We start from the raw sequence: 15,049 nt of genomic DNA on the forward strand, positions 1-15,049 counted from the left end.
GCTCAGTCGGTCGAGTCGACGAGCGGCTCGCTCGCCGCGTCCGGCTCGGCGAAGCGGTGGAAGCGGCGCCCGCTGACGCGCGCGAGGTCGATGCGCACGAACTCGCGCTTCACCGTCGGCACGAGCGGATGGATGGGCAGCCGCTCGGCCGCCTCGACCTCGCTGCTCGACTCGAGCCGGCGCGCCTTGCCGTGGCCGATGACGCTCCACGCCTCCTTCGCCCCGATGTGGTCGATCTCGACGACCACGTCGTCGGCGAGCAGCACGCCCGCGAGCTTCGTGCCCGGCGCGGTGCGGAACGTGATCGCGCCGCCGGCCGCGTGGTAGTTGATCGGGAACACCTCGAGGGCCTCGCCGACGCGGAACGCGATGCGCCCGAACTCGAACGCGGCCAGCAGCTTGTGGCACTCCGCCTCGCTGATCTCGTGCACCGGGTTCTCGTCCATGCCGTCATCGTGGCATCGCGGGCCGCGGCGCACCACCCCCGCCGGTCAGGGCTCGAGGCGCTCCTGCGCGAGCCGGGCGGCGAGCCCGGCCTCGTCGGCGAGGCGCGGCTCGGTCGTGCGCTCGGGGTTGATGCCCGCCTTGCCGGCGTAGAACGCGCGGATGCGGTCCATGTCGGTCGGGACATCCCCCGTGAGACGGATGGTCGGGCCGAGGCCCGTGGTGCCGGTGATCGAGTCGACGAAGCCGAGCGTGACGGGGATCCCCGCGTCGTACGCGATGCGGTAGAAGCCGCTGCGCCAGTGCGTCGAGCTGCGCGTGCCGTCGGGCGTGACGACGATCGCGGCGCGAGGGTCGTGGCGCACGAGCTCGACCACGCGCTCGACGAGGCCCGCGGGGTCGTCGCGGTCGACGGGGATGCCGCCGAGCCAGCGCATGACGCGGCCGAACGGGCCCTGGAACAGCTCGCGCTTGCCGAGCCAGCGCACCGGGAGCCGCGCATCCCAGGTGATCGCGAGCATGAGCACGAAGTCGCGGTTGGAGGTGTGCGGGGCGCCGATCAGGAGGCGCGGGCCCTCGTGCGGCGGCTGCTCGCGCAGCAGCCGCCAGGGGCTGAGCCGCCAGTGCAGCTGCGCGATCGCGTGCCGGACGGGCTGCCGGCGGGAGGAGCCTCCGGTCATCGCCTCGTCGCCAGCATCGGGCAGTCGAACGGGTCGCGGGCCGCGAGGCCGACGCGGTTCAGGTGCCGCACGACCGAGCCGTAGGCCTCGACGAGGTTGGTCTCCGTGTAGGGGATGCCGTGCTCGGCGCAGTGCGCGCGCACGATCCTGCTCGCGGCACGCAGGTGCGGGCGCGCCATGTTGGGGAAGAGGTGGTGCTCGACCTGGTAGTTCAGGCCGCCGAGCAGCATCGTCATGCCCCAGCCGCCGATGTTGCGGGAGGTGCGCACCTGCTTCGTGAAGAAGTCGAGGCGGGCGTCGCGGCTGACGGTCGGCATGCCCTTGTGGTTCGGGGCGAAGGATGCGCCCATGCCGACGCCGAAGACGGCCAGCTGCACGCCGAGGAACGCGAGCGCCATGAGCGGCGGCATGACCCACAGCAGGAAGGTGATCAGCAGCGCGAAGCGGAGCGTGATGAGCCCGAGCTCGAGCCAGCGGCCGTTGACCTCGCGGCGCTCGAAGAGCGTGGCGATCGACCGCACGTGCAGGTTGATGCCCTCGAACGTCAGCAGCGGGAAGAAGAGCCAGCCCTGCCGACGGGTGATCCAGCGCTGGGCGCCGCGGGCTCGCTTGGCGTCGCTCGGGAGGAACGAGATCGTGTCGATCTCGATGTCGGGGTCGCGGCCGATCTGGTTGGGGTTCGCGTGGTGGCGCGAGTGCTTCGTCTGCCACCACTGGTGGCTGATGCCGACGACGCCCGCGGCGAGGATGCGGCCGAGCCGGTCGTTCGCGGGGCCGGACCTGAACACCTGGCGGTGCGACGCCTCGTGGGCGATGAACGAGATCTGGGTGAGCACGATGCCGAGGGCGGCCGCGATGGCGAGCTGCCACCACGAGTCGCCGAGCAGCACCGAGCCGACGAGCAGGCCGACGAGGGCGACGCCGAGACCGGCCATCAGCCATCCGTAGAAGCCGACGGTGCGCTCGAGCAGGCCGGCGTCGCGCACGGCGCGGGCCACGACGCGGAAGTCGGCCCGCGGCGCGTCGGTCTGCCGCTCGCTGGCGGGAATGGTCGAGCGGAGTGCTCCGGCGGTGATCATTCCTTCAGCGTATGGCGTACGCAATTCCGCTCGCGGTATGTACCCCTATGAGTCGGCCATGAGGGGCGGATGGCGAGAGGGGGATGCCGGCGCCGGCATCCCCCTCTCCTCCCGCTCGGTCAGCGGGTCGCGACGTGCGCCTCCTCGGCGTCGGCCGACGCATCCGTCGGCACCGTCTCGACCGAGTCGACCGACGGCGCCGAGGCGGCCGAGTCGAACGCCGACGGCGGCAGCGGCGCGGCGCCCGCCTCGACGATCGGCTGCGCGTCGGGGTCGGTCGCCCTCGCGCGCTTCTCGGGCACCGGCAGCTCGCCCGCCGCGCGGAGCGCCGCGTAGTGGGCCATCGCCTCGGCCTGGCGGGCGCCTTCGGCGCCGCTGGCGATCCGCGCGCGCAGGTGCTCGTCGCCGAGCCCGAAGGCCGCGACGAGGTCGAGCGCGTGCGGGCGCAGCTTCTGCAGCAGTCGCTCGATCGTGGAGGTGACGGCCTTCGAGCGGGCGCCCGAGAGGCGGCCGTGCTCGAGGTGCCACGCCGCGTGCTCCTCGATGATCGTGAGCGCGAAGAGGTCGCGCACGTGCGTCATCACCTTGCGGGTCGCCTCGGGCATCCGCTCGACCGCGGCAGCGAGCGCGTCGTACTGCTGCAGCTCGACCCAGGCGCGAGCGGCCTCGATGAGCTCGTGCTGCTCGTCGTTGAAGGCGGCCGCGGCCTGCGCCTGGTCCTTCGGCGCGTGGCGCAGGCGACCGGCGATGTCGGCGACCATCGTCTCGACGCGGTCCTCGAGCAGGTCGCGCTGCACGTCGCGGTCGCGCAGGGCGATCGACGACTTCTTCACGTTGCGCAGGTCGCGCACGTCCTGCGACAGGGTGCGCAGACCCACGAGCGCGGTCGCGCGGTCGAAGAGCTGGTCGGCGGCGAAGCGGGCGATGTCGGCCTTCGACGCGCCCTTGAACTGCTTGGAGAAGTCGCCGAGCAGGCGCTTGCCCACCAGCTGCAGCAGCACGGTGTTGTCGCCCTCGAACGTGACGTACACGTCGAGGTCGGCGCGCAGCTGCACGAGGCGGTTCTCGCCGAGGAAGCCGGCGCCGCCGCACGCCTCGCGCGCCTCCTGCAGCGTGTCGAGCGCCTGCCAGGTGGAGAGCGCCTTGAGCCCGGCGGCGAGCGTCTCGAGGTCCTCGCGCTCCTCGGGGGTGTCGCTGCGGCCCGAGAAGACGCCGTCGAACTTCGCCAGCAGGATCTCGTGCGCGTAGCGCTGCGCGTAGGCCTTCGCGAGGCGCGTGAACAGGCGCCGCTGATGGCGGCGGTAGTCGAGCAGCACCTCCTCCTGCGTCTCGCTCGACGCGTTGAACTGGCGGCGCTCGGCGCCGTAGCGGATGGCGATCGCGAGCGCCGCCTCCTGCGCCACGACCGCGGCGCCGTCGAGCGACACGCGGCCCTGCACGAGCGTGCCGATCATCGTGAAGAAGCGCCGGCCCGGGCTCGCGATCGGGCTCGAGTAGGTGCCGTCGGGGGCGACGTCGCCGTAGCGGTTCAGCAGGTTGGTGCGCGGCACGCGCACGTGCGTGAAGTGGAGGCGGCCGTTGTCGATGCCGTTGAGCCCGCCCTTGTAGCCGTCGTCCTCGCCGCCGATGCCGGGCAGGAAGCTCCCCTCGTCGTCGCGCAGCGGCGTGTAGAACGCGTGCACGCCGTGGTCGACGCCCTTCGTGATGAGCTTCGCGAAGACGACCGCGTGCTTGCCGTGCAGCGCGGCGTTGCCGAGGTAGTCCTTCCACGCGCCGCGGAAGGGCGTGTGGATGACGAACTCCTCGGTCGCCTCGTCGTACGTGGCGGTCGTGGCGATCGACGCGACGTCGGACCCGTGGCCCGTCTCGGTCATCGCGAACGCGCCCGGCACATCCAGCCGCATGATCGGCGGCAGGAACGTGTCGTGGTGGTGCTGCGTGCCGAGGTGCAGCACGGCGGCGCCGAACAGGCCGTACTGCACGCCCGACTTGATCTGCAGGCTCGGGTCGGCGAGCACGAGCTCCTCGAAGCCGGCGATGTTGCCGCCGTGGTCGTCCTGCCCGCCGAGGTGCGACGGGAAGGCCGCGAGCACGGCGCCGTCGTCGACGAGCTGCCGCATCTGGCCGAGCACGCGCTCGCGGTGCTCGGCGACCGTGAGGTCGTCGATGCGCTGGTAGCGGGGGTCGGCGACCTTCGCGCGGGCGGCGAGGCGGCGCTCGGCCCACGTGCCGAGCAGGTCGCGGCCGAGCCACTCCACGTCGACCTGGCCCTGCAGTCGCGGGCGGGTCTCGGCGCTCGCGCGGTGACGATCGGCGCGGGCTGGTGCGGACGTGCGGTCGGCCATGGTTCCCCCTTCAGGACGGATGCGCCCCCACGGTAGGCGCGTCGACCAGGGGTGCGGTCAGGGGTTGGACGCCCGTGCAACGACGGGCGCGGGCCGGCGCGACCGGTTGTGCCGCATCCACAACGGCCCGGGGCATCCGCTGTGCGAACCCTGTCGCGGCGTCAGCGCCTCGGCACGGGCAGCGGGGCGAGCGCCGCCCGCTGCGCGACGATCTCGCGCACCTGCGCGTCGGCGCGGCGATCGGCATCGCTCGTCAGCGCGAGCTGCGGCAGCGCGATCGCGTCGCCGTCGTCGCCGCGCACGACGTAGACCGACATGCACTGGGTGGCGAGCTCGAGCTCGCCCGTGCGCGGGTCGCCGGAGCGCGTGCGCGCATGACGATGCCGCCGTGCGCGTTGCCGCCCCAGTTGACGTCGCCGGGGTTCGCGAGGAACCGGAAGGTCTCGGCCGGCGTCGTCATGTCGTCGGAGAACTCGATCTCCCGCTGCAGGTCGTGGATGTGGCGGCGCGCCTCGACGCGCTCCTCGCTGCCGCGCGCGAGCAGCTCGTCGTCGCTCGTGCGGGGCCGCCACGGCTGCACCGGCTTGGCCCTGCCGTGCTCGTCGACCGCGACGAACACGAGCAGGCAGTCGAGCGCGACCTCGAACTCGCCGGTGCGCGGGTCGGCCGCCTCGACGGCGACGAACACGTGCATGCTCGTGCGGCCGGTGTGGGTGATGCGGGCGGTCGCCTCGATGAGGCTCCCGGGCCGGATGGGCGCGGTGTAGTGCACGTTGCCGACGTAGGCGGTGACGCAGTACGAGCCGGAGTAGCCGGCGGCGCACGCGAAGCCCGCCTTGTCGATCCACTCGAGCACCCGGCCCGCCTGCACGGTGCCGCCGCCGTGCGCGGCATCCGTGGGCGCCGCGAGGAACCGCAGCGTGATCCGATCCTGCATCGCCATCGTCGCCCTCTCGCCTGCGCCGATCATGGCAGGCGGCGGATGCCCCCTGGCGGATGATCTGCGGCGGAGGGCCCGCGGCGCGCTGCCTCGTCGTCAGAGGGCGCCGTGCACGACCTCGCCGGCGACCATCGTCAGCGCCACCGGCATGGTGCGCAGCGCCGCGGCGACGGCGGCCGGGTCGTCGTGGGCCGACGGCACGGGCGGGGCGGCGCCGAGCACGACGATGTCGGCGGGCTCCTCGGCGGCCAGCCGCGACCGGCTCGAGGCGCGCACGGCCTGCTCGAGGGAGATCGCCTCCTCGGGCTGCCAGGGGTGCTCGTCGCCGCGGGTGCGCGTGACGGCGGTGGCGATCGCGAGCCACGGGTCGAGCGGCGTGACGGGCGCGTCGGAGCCGAGCACGACATCCACGCCCGCGTCGAAGAGGCTGCGGATGCGGAACGCGTCGCGGCTGCGGTCGGCCCACAGCGCCGCGGTCAGCTCGCGGTCGTCGAGCGCGTGCTCGGGCTGGATGGAGGCAGTGATGCCGAGGCGCGCGAGCCGCGGGATGTCGACGCCCGAGACGAGCTGCGCGTGCTCGATGCGGCCGCCGGTGCCGGCGCGCTCGAACGCGTCGATCGCGGCCGTCACGGCGGCGTCGCCGATCGCGTGGATCGTCGCGTCGATGCCGAGCTCGCCCGCGCGCGCGAGCAGGCGGTCGAGCGCGGCGTCGTCGACGTTGCGCACCCCGGTGCCCTCCTCCCCCGTCTCGAAAGAGCCGTAGGGATGGGCCGTCCACGCCGTGCGGGTGCCGAGCGAGCCGTCGGAGATCACCTTGAGCCGCCCCATGCGTGCCCGACGTGCGATCGCGTCGCCCGTCCGCAGGCCGCGCTCGGCGGCGAGCTCGAGGTCCTTCGCGTACACGCCCGCCTCCACTCGGAGGGGCGTGGAGCGGCCCGGGCGCATCCAGGCGCCGACGGCGTCGTCGAACTCGAGGTCGACCACGCCCACGACGCCCCGCTCGGCGGCGGCGGCCAGAGCGTCGACGACGTGACGGTCGAGCGCGTCGGCGTCGAGCATCCCCTCGACCGCGCTCAGCGCGTCGAACGCCGCCTCCTCGCGCAGCAGCGGCGCGTCGAGGTCGATGCCGAGGCGGCGGAGCATCGCGGTGTTCGGCCAGGAGCAGTGCACGTCGCTCGAGACCACGAGCGTGGGCACGTCGCCCGTCTGCGCGTCGAGCAGCGCGCGGGTGGGCGGCGCGGGCCAGAGGCCGTCGCGCATGCCGACGAGCACGACGGGCTCGCCGCCCCGGTGCGCGCGGGCGTGGCGTCCCGCGAGCGCGGCGGCTTCCTCAGCGCTCGCCGCGTCGAGCACGCTCGCGCGCGTGCGGTGGCGGGCCCACTGGCCCATGTGGGTGTGCTCGTCCCAGAGGCCCGGCAGCACCGTCGCGCCCTCGAGGTCGTGCCGCGCGCCGGTCGAGGGCGTCGTGCCGGCGGGGCTCACCCGCTCGATGCCCCCGTCGAGGATGTCGAGGTCGATGAGGGTGCCGTCGAGCAGGCGGGCGTTCGCGAGGCGCATGCCTCGCACGCTACCGGGGCGAGGCCCCGGGCGGCGTCAGTGCGCGCCGCGGGGCTCGCGGCGTCGGGCGATGCGCTCGCGGTCGGCCCGCGTGCGCGGCTCCCGCTGCAGCACGAGCAGCACGACGGTGGCGGCTGCGCCGACGACGCCGAGGGCGGCGAGCAGCACGATCCAGGTGGGATCGGCCGTCGCCGCGCTCGTCCAGGTGGCTTCCATGGCACCGATGATGCGCCTGCGCCGCCGCCCGCGCCAGAGGCGGATCGGGCGGCGGCGGCGGCGGGGCTCAGTACGCGCCGGCCCAGACGCGGGCGTCGCCCATCTGCGGGGCGAGGCCGTTGCCGGGGGCGTCGAGCCGGTGGGCGATGCGCTCCTCGACCTCGGCGGCGATGCGGCGGGCATCGGCGTCCTCGACGCGCTCGCGGAGCCGGGCGAGCCGCTCGGGGTCGACGGGGGTGCGGGGGGCGCGCTGCCGCAGCAGGGCGTCGATCGTGCCGGCGACGGCGCCGATCGCGAGGGCGATGAGGAGGATGATCCAGAGTGCTTCCATGGCAGGAAGTCTGCGCTTGCCAAGATCCTGCCACCAGTGGCAGGATGGTCAACACTCGACAAGATCCTGCCAAGGCGGATCGGTCCCGAGGGAGAGCGGAGGAAGCCGTGCTGCAGGTGGCCTGCATCGTCGACGACGAGGTGAGCGCGTTCGAGCTGGCGGTCGCGGCCGAGGTCTTCGGCGCCGACCGCACCGACCGCGGCGTGCCCCGCAACGACTTCCGGGTGGTGACGCCCACGCCGGGCCCGATCCGCGTCGAGGGCGGGCTGGGCCTGCCGATCATGGTGCAGGAGGGGCTGGCGTTCGCCGACGAGGCCGACGTCGTCATCGTCGCGCCCTACGCCGACTGCTGCATCGACGCGGCCTGCTCGGTGAGCATCGCCCACGTGCTGCAGCGGGCGGTGGCCCGAGGCGCCCGCGTGCTGACGCTCTGCACCGGCGCCTTCGTCGCCGCGCGCGCCGGCATCCTCTCGGGCCGACGGGTCGCGACGCACTGGCGGCACGTCGAGCAGCTGGCCGAGCAGTTCCCCGACATCGTCGTCGAGCGCGACGCGCTCTGGGCCGACGACGGCCCCGTGACCTCGAGCGCCGGCACCGCGGCGGCCATCGACGCCTCGCTCCACCTCATCCGCGAGCTGCAGGGCGCCCAGGTCGCGGCCATCATCGCGCGCTCGATGGTGGTGCCGCCGCTGCGCGACGGCGGGCAGTCGCAGTACGCGGTCGGCCCGGTCGCCGAGCAGCGCGCCGACACGCTCGCGCCGCTCATCGACTGGGTGGCGGCGCGGCTCGACGAGGAGCACACGATCGCCTCGCTCGCCCGTCGCGCTCGGCTCTCCGAGCGCACCTTCGCGCGCCGGTTCCGCGAGGAGCTCGGCACGACGCCCGCAGCGTGGCTCGTCTCGCAGCGCGTGCAGCGCGCGCAGGCGCTGCTCGAGGCGACCGACCTGGGCCTGGATGCGGTGGCGCAGCAGGCGGGGTTCGGCACGGCCGCGCTCCTGCGGCACCACTTCACGCGGCAGCTGGGCGTCGCGCCATCGGCCTACCGCCGCCGGTTCGCGGTCTCGGAGACGGTCGACGCCTGAGTCCCCGCCCGCCCGACGGCGGCGTCAGCCGAGCGCGCTCCAGCCCTCGGGCATCCACCCTTCTGCCTCGAGCACGAAGCGGCCGACGCGCGAGGGCGCGCGCTTGCGGATCTTCGCGTTCGAGGAGCGCAGCTCGGCCACCGGCTTCGACAGGAGCGACAGCTCGCGGCGATCCCCCGGCGCCTGGTCGGGGCGCGGCGCGGCGGCCGTCACCGCCCGCCCGGCGGCCCACGACGGCGCTCGCGCACCGAGCACCTCCAAGGCGATCGAGCCGTCGGCGGCGTCGGCGAGCAGCACGGGCACCGGGTCGCCGCCGTCGACCGGCACGAGCCAGCGCAGCCAGTCGGTCGGGTCGTACTCGGGCAGGGAGGCCTCGGCCTCGGCCTCGAGCGCGGCGCGCGACCCGATGCGCCAGACCCCGTGCGGCGCATCCGGGAAGCCGTCGTAGAGGTACACCTGCAGCGCCTGCACCGCCGACGCCGGCACGAGGGCGTCGTCGTCGTCGAGCGCGGGCGCCTGCGCGTCGTCGGCCGCGACGGCGTCGTAGACGCCCGGGTGCAGCGCACGGCCGTAGGGCGAGACCGGGTGCAGCCACAGCAGCCCGCTCTCGTCGTCGACGCCGCCATCGACGACGAACGCCCGCCCCTGCTCGTCGACCGCCCAGAGGCCGAACGGATCGACCTCGCACTCGCGCTCGGGCACCGGGCCGTCGAGCTCGAGATCCTCGCGGTGCTGCGCGATGGCGAGGTCGGTCTCCTCCCACGGGTAGCGGGCGTCGAACACCGGGTCGCGGCGCACCTCGGCGCCCGGCTCCTCCGGCTCGAGCACCACCGTGAGCAGCCAGCCCTCGTCGGGGTCGTCGTCGAGCAGCGCCGCGACCGACGTGCTGTAGAGGCCGGGCGACAGCTCGCCCGCGCCCTCCGGCACGCGCAGGTAGAGGCGCAGCGGGCCGTCGGGCTCGGCCGACATCGCCACCTCGGCGATCTCGCCGCGGCGGGTCTGGAGGTAGCCGGTCACGGGGAGGTCGAGGGTCTCGACGGTGGGCGTCACGGGGTCAACGGTAGTCGGGGTGGGGGCGGGGTGGTCTCGACGCGGTCGCTGCGCGACCGGCTCGACCGGCGGAAGGGGGCGGGGCGGGCGCGGCGGGGTGGTCTCGACTCGGTCGCTGCGCGACCGGCTCGACCGGCGGAGGGAGGAGGGGGCGCGGGGTCAGTCGAGGAGGGCACCGCTGCCGGGCGGCAGCGTGAGCTGCTCGGCGACCGCGACGTCGGGGTGCGTCTGGAAGCGCAGCCGCCGCTTCGTCACCGGCACCGTCTGCGGCTCGGAGCCGACGTTCACGACGATCTCGACCGCATCCGTCCTGCCCGCCCGGCGCACGAGCCGCAGCACGCCCGCAGCCTCGTCCACCTCGACGGCGTTCCGCGCGTAGTGCGGGTCGGTGAGCGCCTCGAGCTCGCGGCGCAGCCCGGCGAGCTGCCGGTAGCCGTCGAGCACTCGCGCGTGCCGCTCGCGCCGCGCCTCGGCCCAGTCGAGCTTCGAGCGCTCGAAGGTGGCCGGGTCCTGCGGGTCGGGCACGACCGCCGGGTCCCAGCCCATCCGCTCGAACTCGGCGAGCCGGCCCTCGGCGGTGAGGCGCCCGAGCTCCTCCTCGGGGTGCGAGGTGAAGAACTGGAACGGGCTCGACGCCGCCCACTCCTCCCCCATGAAGAGCATCGGCGTGTAGGGGCCGGCGTAGAGCAGCAGCGCCGCGCACAACAGCTGCGACTCGGTGAGCGCCTCGGTGATGCGGTCGCCGCGGGCGCGGTTGCCGATCTGGTCGTGGTTCTGGGCGCTCACGACGAGCCGCCACGACAGCGAGCGGTCGGTGTCGATCGGGCGCCCGTGGTCGCGCTCGCGGAACGACGAGTAGGTGCCGTCGTGGAAGAAGCCGCGCTCGAGCACCTTGCCGAGCGCCGTGAGCGGCGCGAAGTCGGCGTAGTAGCCCTCGGTCTCGCCCGTCAGCGCGACGTGCACGCCGTGGTGGAAGTCGTCGGACCACTGGGCGTCGAGCCCGTAGCCGCCGCCCTCGCGCGGGGTGATGAGGGTGGGGTCGTTGAGGTCGCTCTCGGCGATGAGCTCGAGCGGCCGCCCGAGGTGCGCTGCGAGCGCGGCAGTCTCGACCACCATCTCCTCGAGGATGTGCAGCGGCCCCTCGTCGCGCAGCGCGTGCACGGCGTCGAGGCGCAGCGCGTCGACGTGCATGTCCTCGAACCAGAAGCGCACGTTGTCGAGGATGAAGCGCCGCACGGCCGGCTCGGCGACGTTCACGTGCTCGCCCCACGTGGAGCGGCCCTCGCTCGAGAGGTACGGGCCGAACAGCGGCAGGTAGTTGCCGGAGGGGCCGAGGTGGTTGTGCACGACGTCCTGCACGACGGCGAGGCCGGCGCGGTGGGCGGCGTCGACGAACCGCTGGTAGGCGGCCGGGCCGCCGTAGCCCTCGTGCACCGCGTACCAGGCCACCCCGTCGTAGCCCCAGTTGTGGGTGCCGTTGAAGCCGTTGACGGGCAGCAGCTCGACGTGCGTGACGCCGATCTCGAGCAGGTGGTCGAGCCGCTCGGCCGCCGCGTCGAGCGTGCCCTCCTGCGTGAACGTGCCGATGTGCAGCTCGTACAGCACGCCGCCGGCGATGGGCCTGCCCGTCCAGTCGGCGTCGGCCCAGTCATGGGCGGATGCGTCCCACGTGCGGGAGCGCTCGTGGACGCCGTGGGGCTGCCGGCGGCTGCGCGGATCGGGCCGCACCGCGTCGTCGTCGTCGATCTGGAAGCCGTAGTCGCCCGCAGGCGCGAGCGCGTGCCACCAGCCGCCCTCGGCGCTCGTCATCTCGACGCTCTCGCGGCCCGCGACGACGCGCATGCGCTGCGCGTTCGGCGCCCAGACCCGGTACTCGTGCAGCTCGCTCATGCGTCGATCCTCGCAAGCGAAGCGGAGCGGCGCCTGAGTGCGGGGCTCGTCCCCGGGGCTGTCAGTCCGCCCGACGCCGGAAGTACGAGCTGGAGGACGGCAGCGCAAGCAGCACGGCGCCCGCGAGCGCGGCGGACGCCATCGCCACGGTCTCGGGCGCAGGCGAGCCGGTGAGCCCGAAGAGGAGGATGAAAGAGAGGATCCCCGCGCCGACCCCCGTGACGACGGCGAGCCAGCGGGCCCAGCGTCGCCGGAGGGTCGCGAGGACGAGCACGACGAGGAGCGCGAGCACGGGCAGCGCCGAGAGGACGAGCGAGATGGGGTCGACGGCGACGGCAGCGCCCGGCTGGTCGAGCGTCGCGAAGAACCAGAGCGTCAGGAGCACCGCGAAGTAGGCGATGCCAAGGAAGGCGCCCCACAGGAGCGCGAGGCCGAGGACGGCGGTCCACGGGGAGGTCGGGCGCGCGGTGCCGCTGCGGTCGGGCGGTGCGTCGATGCTGCTCACGACTGCACGCTAGCGCCCGACCCGTCGTTCGCGCCTCACGGCGCGGTCACGAGTGCCGCAGTCGGCTCGGATGCACCCGGCGGTGCCGCTGCACCAGTGGCGCCGCCAGCAGCAGCGCACCACCGGTGATCGCTCCGCCCGCCGCAGCCCATGCGACCACGCCGTGCTGCGACGGCATCACCGGTGCCCCCGCCACCGCGACCGCCGCGGCGATGCCGACGGCACCGGCCGCGACACCGATCGCGCCGTCGAGGATCCGCAAGCTGCTGCTGCGCGTTGCGCCGACGAGCAGCAGGAGCGTGCCGAGCAGGGCGATCCAGGCGATCGAGGTCGTGAGCGCCGTCGCCACGCTCGCGCCGAGGTCGTTCGGCAGCGACGACCAGAGCCCCTGCGTCACGAGCGCGCCCTGCCACGCGAACGCGGCCCAGGCACCGAACAGCACGACGAGCCCGAGCACCGCGACCCAGGTGGGCCGGGGTGCCGCTACCTCGTCGCCTGCGGCCGTCATGCGCGAACGGTAGTCCCGCCGGCTGGTGGTGGGCCGGGAGTCCGCCGCTCGTGCGCTCGACGGGCAGTGGTCAGTCGGCGAGGGTGAGCAGCGCGACCGGCAGCGTGCCGAGCACGTCGGCCATCCGCGCCTCGCCGCCCTCGACGACGCGGCCGGTGAGCACGTCGCGCCAGCGCACCGCGTCGTCGCCGCGCGGCGGCAGGTGCAGCGCCGTCTCGCCCCAGCCGCCGCGGGCGGCGAGCCCGATCGGCAGCCGCGTCGCGATCGCGATCGCTCCCCCGCGGTCGAACGCGAGCACGTGCTGCTCGGCGTCGCCCGAGGCGAGCACCGGCTCGTAGTGCTCGAAGCGCTCCGGGTGCTCGCGGCGCAGGCGCAGCGCCTCGCGCACGAGCCGCACCTTGGCGACCTCGAGGTCCCACGCGCCCGTGACGGGCTCGCGCGCGGACGACCGCAGCGCATCCATCCGCTCCCAGTCGACGGGCCGGCGGTTGTCGGGGTCGACGAGCGACTGCTCGAGCGCCTCCGAGCCCTGGTAGACGTCGGGGAAGCCCGGGATCATGAGGTTGAGCAGCTTCGCCGACAGCACGTTCGAGCGGAAGCCCTCCTCCGTCGCCGCGAGGAACGCCTCGACGTCGCGGCTCGCGGGTTCGGCCATCACGTTGCGCACGAGCTCGGCGAGGTGCCCCTCGAAGCGGGTGTCGGGGTCGGTCCAGTGCGTGATCGCGTCGGCCTCGCGCGCGGCCTTCTCCATGTAGGCGACGAGCCGCTCCTCGCTCGCCGGCCACGCGCCGACGACCGCCTGCAGCAGCAGGTTCGCGAACGCCCGGCCCCTGGTGGGGGCGAAGACGAGCAGCTTGTCGAGCAAGCCCTCCCAGAGCTCGGGCACCTCGGCGATCGTGGTGATGCGGGCGCGCACGTCCTCGCCGCGCTTCGTGTCGTGCGTCGACAGCGCGTTCATCGCGTGCGGCCACTCCGCCTGCCGCTTCGCCATCGACGTGTGGAAGTCGTGCACCGTGATGTCGAAGACATCCGGGTCGCCGCCCACCTCGTTGAGGCTCGTCAGGCGCGAGTAGCGGTAGAAGGCGGTGTCCTCGACGCCCTTCGCCATCACCATGCCGCTCGTCTGCTGGAAGCGCAGCGCCGCCTCGTGCCGCGGGTTGCCGAGCACCGGCAGCAGCGCGTCGATGGTCTCGGCCAGCTCGGGCCGGTGCTGCTTCGCGCGCTCCGCGGCCGTGCCGAGGTGCTCGAGCCCGTCGGGCAGGTACGAGCGGTACACGGGGAAGCAGGCGAGCAGCTCGGCGATCGCGTCGGCGGTGTCGTCGGGCGCGCCCCGGTCGCCCCACGCATCCGCCGCCCGCACCTCGCGCTCGAGGCGCAGCACCTCGGCGCGCAGGATCCCGTCGGCGATGCGCCGCTTCGTGCGGTGCGTGAGCTCGGCCCAGTCGACCGGCTCGCCGCCGCGCAGTCGCGCGTCGAGCGCATCGAGGGACTCGGCCGCGGCCGGGTCGGTGAGCACCCGGTCGATCTCGCCGAGCGTGTCGTAGCCGGTCGTGCCCGCCGTCGCCCAGCGCGGCAGCTGCTCGCCGGGCTCGAGGATCTTCTCGACCAGCACGAACGCGCCGCCCGTGAGGCGGTCGAGGTCCTCGAGGTAGCCGGCGGGGTCGCGCAGGCCGTCGGGGTGGTCGACGCGCAGGCCCTGCACGAGCCGCTCGTCGAACCAGCGGCCGATCTCGGCGTGCGTCGCGTCGAACACCTCGGGCAGCTCGACCCGCACCGCGGCGAGCGTCGTCACCGCGAAGAAGCGGCGGTAGTTGAGCTGGTCGTCGCCGGTCTTCCAGTGGCCGAGGCGATAGTGCTGCCGCTCGAGCACCTCCTGCGCCGTGCCCTCGCCCGTGCCGGGCGCGACCGGCAGCCGCGTGTCCCAGTAGCGCAGCGCCCGGGCCTCGCCGTCGTCGCCCCGCTCGAGCTCGAGGTGGGCGACGGTGCCGTCGTCCGACCAGTCGTCGTCGCCGACGATCGGCAGCAGCAGCTTGCCGCCGCCCGCCTCCCAGTCGACGTCGAACGCCGGCGCGATCGAGCTCTCGCGCCCCTCGCGCAGCAGCTGCCACCACCACGCGTTGTGCTCCGGCACGGCCACGCCCATGTGGTTGGGCACGATGTCGACGAGCACGCCCATGCCGAGGCCGCGCGCCTTCTCGGCCAGCGCATCCAGCCCCGCCTCGCCGCCGCGCGCCGGGTCGACGCGGGCGTGCGAGACGACGTCGTAGCCGTGGTTCGAGCCGTGCTCGGCCTCGAGGATGGGCGACAGGTAGACCCAGTCGACGCCGAGGTCGGCGAGCGCGTCGAGCCGCTCGGCCGCGTCGAAGAGCGTGAACTCGTCGCTGATCTGCAGTCGGTAGGTGCTCTGCGGCGTGCGCACGGG

General features: G+C 74.2%; 15 protein-coding genes. 1 reads left to right on the top strand and 14 read right to left on the bottom strand.

Features of this window, described 5'->3' with window-relative positions:
- Positions 1–2: 2 nt before the first annotated feature.
- The 9 genes from J2X49_RS03190 to J2X49_RS03230 form a co-directional block, all read right to left on the bottom strand.
- Positions 3–446, bottom strand: a complete 444-nt coding sequence (locus tag J2X49_RS03190; RefSeq protein ID WP_128190539.1) for a pyridoxamine 5'-phosphate oxidase family protein — start codon at positions 444–446, stop codon at positions 3–5.
- Positions 447–491: 45 nt separating this feature from the next.
- Positions 492–1,124: a 1-acyl-sn-glycerol-3-phosphate acyltransferase gene (locus J2X49_RS03195; RefSeq protein ID WP_128190538.1), complete on the bottom strand. Its 633-nt coding sequence runs from the start codon at positions 1,122–1,124 to the stop codon at positions 492–494.
- On the bottom strand, positions 1,121–2,203 hold the full coding sequence (locus tag J2X49_RS03200) for an acyl-CoA desaturase (RefSeq protein ID WP_310122441.1): 1,083 nt from the start codon (positions 2,201–2,203) through the stop codon (positions 1,121–1,123). The genes J2X49_RS03195 and J2X49_RS03200 overlap by 4 nt, the downstream gene beginning before the upstream one ends.
- A gap of 119 nt (positions 2,204–2,322) precedes the next feature.
- Positions 2,323–4,548, bottom strand: coding sequence for an acyl-CoA dehydrogenase (locus J2X49_RS03205; RefSeq protein WP_310122444.1), 2,226 nt, complete (start codon positions 4,546–4,548; stop codon positions 2,323–2,325).
- Positions 4,549–4,709: 161 nt separating this feature from the next.
- Positions 4,710–4,865 carry a hypothetical protein gene (locus tag J2X49_RS03210; RefSeq protein ID WP_246993253.1) on the bottom strand — a complete coding sequence of 52 codons (156 nt, stop codon included), beginning with the start codon at positions 4,863–4,865 and terminating at the stop codon, positions 4,710–4,712.
- On the bottom strand, positions 4,802–5,485 hold the full coding sequence (locus J2X49_RS03215; RefSeq protein ID WP_310122448.1) for an acyl-CoA thioesterase: 684 nt from the start codon (positions 5,483–5,485) through the stop codon (positions 4,802–4,804). Before J2X49_RS03215 ends, J2X49_RS03210 begins: the two co-directional genes overlap by 64 nt.
- Before the next feature lie 99 nt (positions 5,486–5,584).
- Positions 5,585–7,045 (bottom strand): amidohydrolase family protein, encoded by a 1,461-nt coding sequence (locus tag J2X49_RS03220; protein WP_310122451.1) that lies wholly within the window; start codon positions 7,043–7,045, stop codon positions 5,585–5,587.
- Positions 7,046–7,081: 36 nt separating this feature from the next.
- Positions 7,082–7,261 (bottom strand): hypothetical protein, encoded by a 180-nt coding sequence (locus J2X49_RS03225; RefSeq protein ID WP_146355789.1) that lies wholly within the window; start codon positions 7,259–7,261, stop codon positions 7,082–7,084.
- A 67-nt stretch (positions 7,262–7,328) separates the two neighbouring features.
- Positions 7,329–7,592, bottom strand: coding sequence for a hypothetical protein (locus J2X49_RS03230; protein ID WP_128189248.1), 264 nt, complete (start codon positions 7,590–7,592; stop codon positions 7,329–7,331).
- Positions 7,593–7,699: 107 nt separating this feature from the next.
- Between J2X49_RS03230 and J2X49_RS03235 the strand changes: the two genes are divergently transcribed.
- Positions 7,700–8,674: a helix-turn-helix domain-containing protein gene (locus tag J2X49_RS03235; protein WP_225792698.1), complete on the top strand. Its 975-nt coding sequence runs from the start codon at positions 7,700–7,702 to the stop codon at positions 8,672–8,674.
- Between the two features lie 24 nt (positions 8,675–8,698).
- Here J2X49_RS03235 and J2X49_RS03240 read toward each other — a convergent pair whose 3' ends face one another.
- From J2X49_RS03240 to treY, 5 genes are all read right to left on the bottom strand, one after another.
- On the bottom strand, positions 8,699–9,724 hold the full coding sequence (locus tag J2X49_RS03240; protein WP_310122459.1) for a hypothetical protein: 1,026 nt from the start codon (positions 9,722–9,724) through the stop codon (positions 8,699–8,701).
- Between the two features lie 159 nt (positions 9,725–9,883).
- Positions 9,884–11,614, bottom strand: coding sequence for a malto-oligosyltrehalose trehalohydrolase (gene treZ, locus J2X49_RS03245; RefSeq protein WP_310122462.1), 1,731 nt, complete (start codon positions 11,612–11,614; stop codon positions 9,884–9,886).
- A 61-nt stretch (positions 11,615–11,675) separates the two neighbouring features.
- Positions 11,676–12,119 carry a hypothetical protein gene (locus J2X49_RS03250; RefSeq protein WP_310122464.1) on the bottom strand — a complete coding sequence of 148 codons (444 nt, stop codon included), beginning with the start codon at positions 12,117–12,119 and terminating at the stop codon, positions 11,676–11,678.
- Positions 12,120–12,165: 46 nt separating this feature from the next.
- Positions 12,166–12,627, bottom strand: coding sequence for a hypothetical protein (locus tag J2X49_RS03255; protein ID WP_310122466.1), 462 nt, complete (start codon positions 12,625–12,627; stop codon positions 12,166–12,168).
- 70 nt (positions 12,628–12,697) lie between these two features.
- A complete protein-coding gene (gene treY, locus J2X49_RS03260) occupies positions 12,698–15,046 on the bottom strand; it encodes a malto-oligosyltrehalose synthase (protein ID WP_310122470.1) in 2,349 nt (782 codons plus the stop codon).
- Positions 15,047–15,049 lie beyond the last annotated feature (3 nt).

This window comes from Agrococcus sp. BE272, assembly GCF_031457935.1.
Lineage (GTDB): Bacteria > Actinomycetota > Actinomycetes > Actinomycetales > Microbacteriaceae > Agrococcus > Agrococcus sediminis.

Coding starts and splice junctions, on each gene's coding strand:
- J2X49_RS03190 (WP_128190539.1), bottom strand. CDS start 446: ATGGACGAGAACCCGGTGCACGAGATCAGCGAGGCGGAGTGCCACAAG.
- J2X49_RS03195 (WP_128190538.1), bottom strand. CDS start 1,124: ATGACCGGAGGCTCCTCCCGCCGGCAGCCCGTCCGGCACGCGATCGCG.
- J2X49_RS03200 (WP_310122441.1), bottom strand. CDS start 2,203: ATGATCACCGCCGGAGCACTCCGCTCGACCATTCCCGCCAGCGAGCGG.
- J2X49_RS03205 (WP_310122444.1), bottom strand. CDS start 4,548: ATGGCCGACCGCACGTCCGCACCAGCCCGCGCCGATCGTCACCGCGCG.
- J2X49_RS03210 (WP_246993253.1), bottom strand. CDS start 4,865: ATGTCGGTCTACGTCGTGCGCGGCGACGACGGCGACGCGATCGCGCTG.
- J2X49_RS03215 (WP_310122448.1), bottom strand. CDS start 5,485: ATGCAGGATCGGATCACGCTGCGGTTCCTCGCGGCGCCCACGGATGCC.
- J2X49_RS03220 (WP_310122451.1), bottom strand. CDS start 7,045: ATGCGCCTCGCGAACGCCCGCCTGCTCGACGGCACCCTCATCGACCTC.
- J2X49_RS03225 (WP_146355789.1), bottom strand. CDS start 7,261: ATGGAAGCCACCTGGACGAGCGCGGCGACGGCCGATCCCACCTGGATC.
- J2X49_RS03230 (WP_128189248.1), bottom strand. CDS start 7,592: ATGGAAGCACTCTGGATCATCCTCCTCATCGCCCTCGCGATCGGCGCC.
- treZ (WP_310122462.1), bottom strand. CDS start 11,614: ATGAGCGAGCTGCACGAGTACCGGGTCTGGGCGCCGAACGCGCAGCGC.
- J2X49_RS03255 (WP_310122466.1), bottom strand. CDS start 12,627: ATGACGGCCGCAGGCGACGAGGTAGCGGCACCCCGGCCCACCTGGGTC.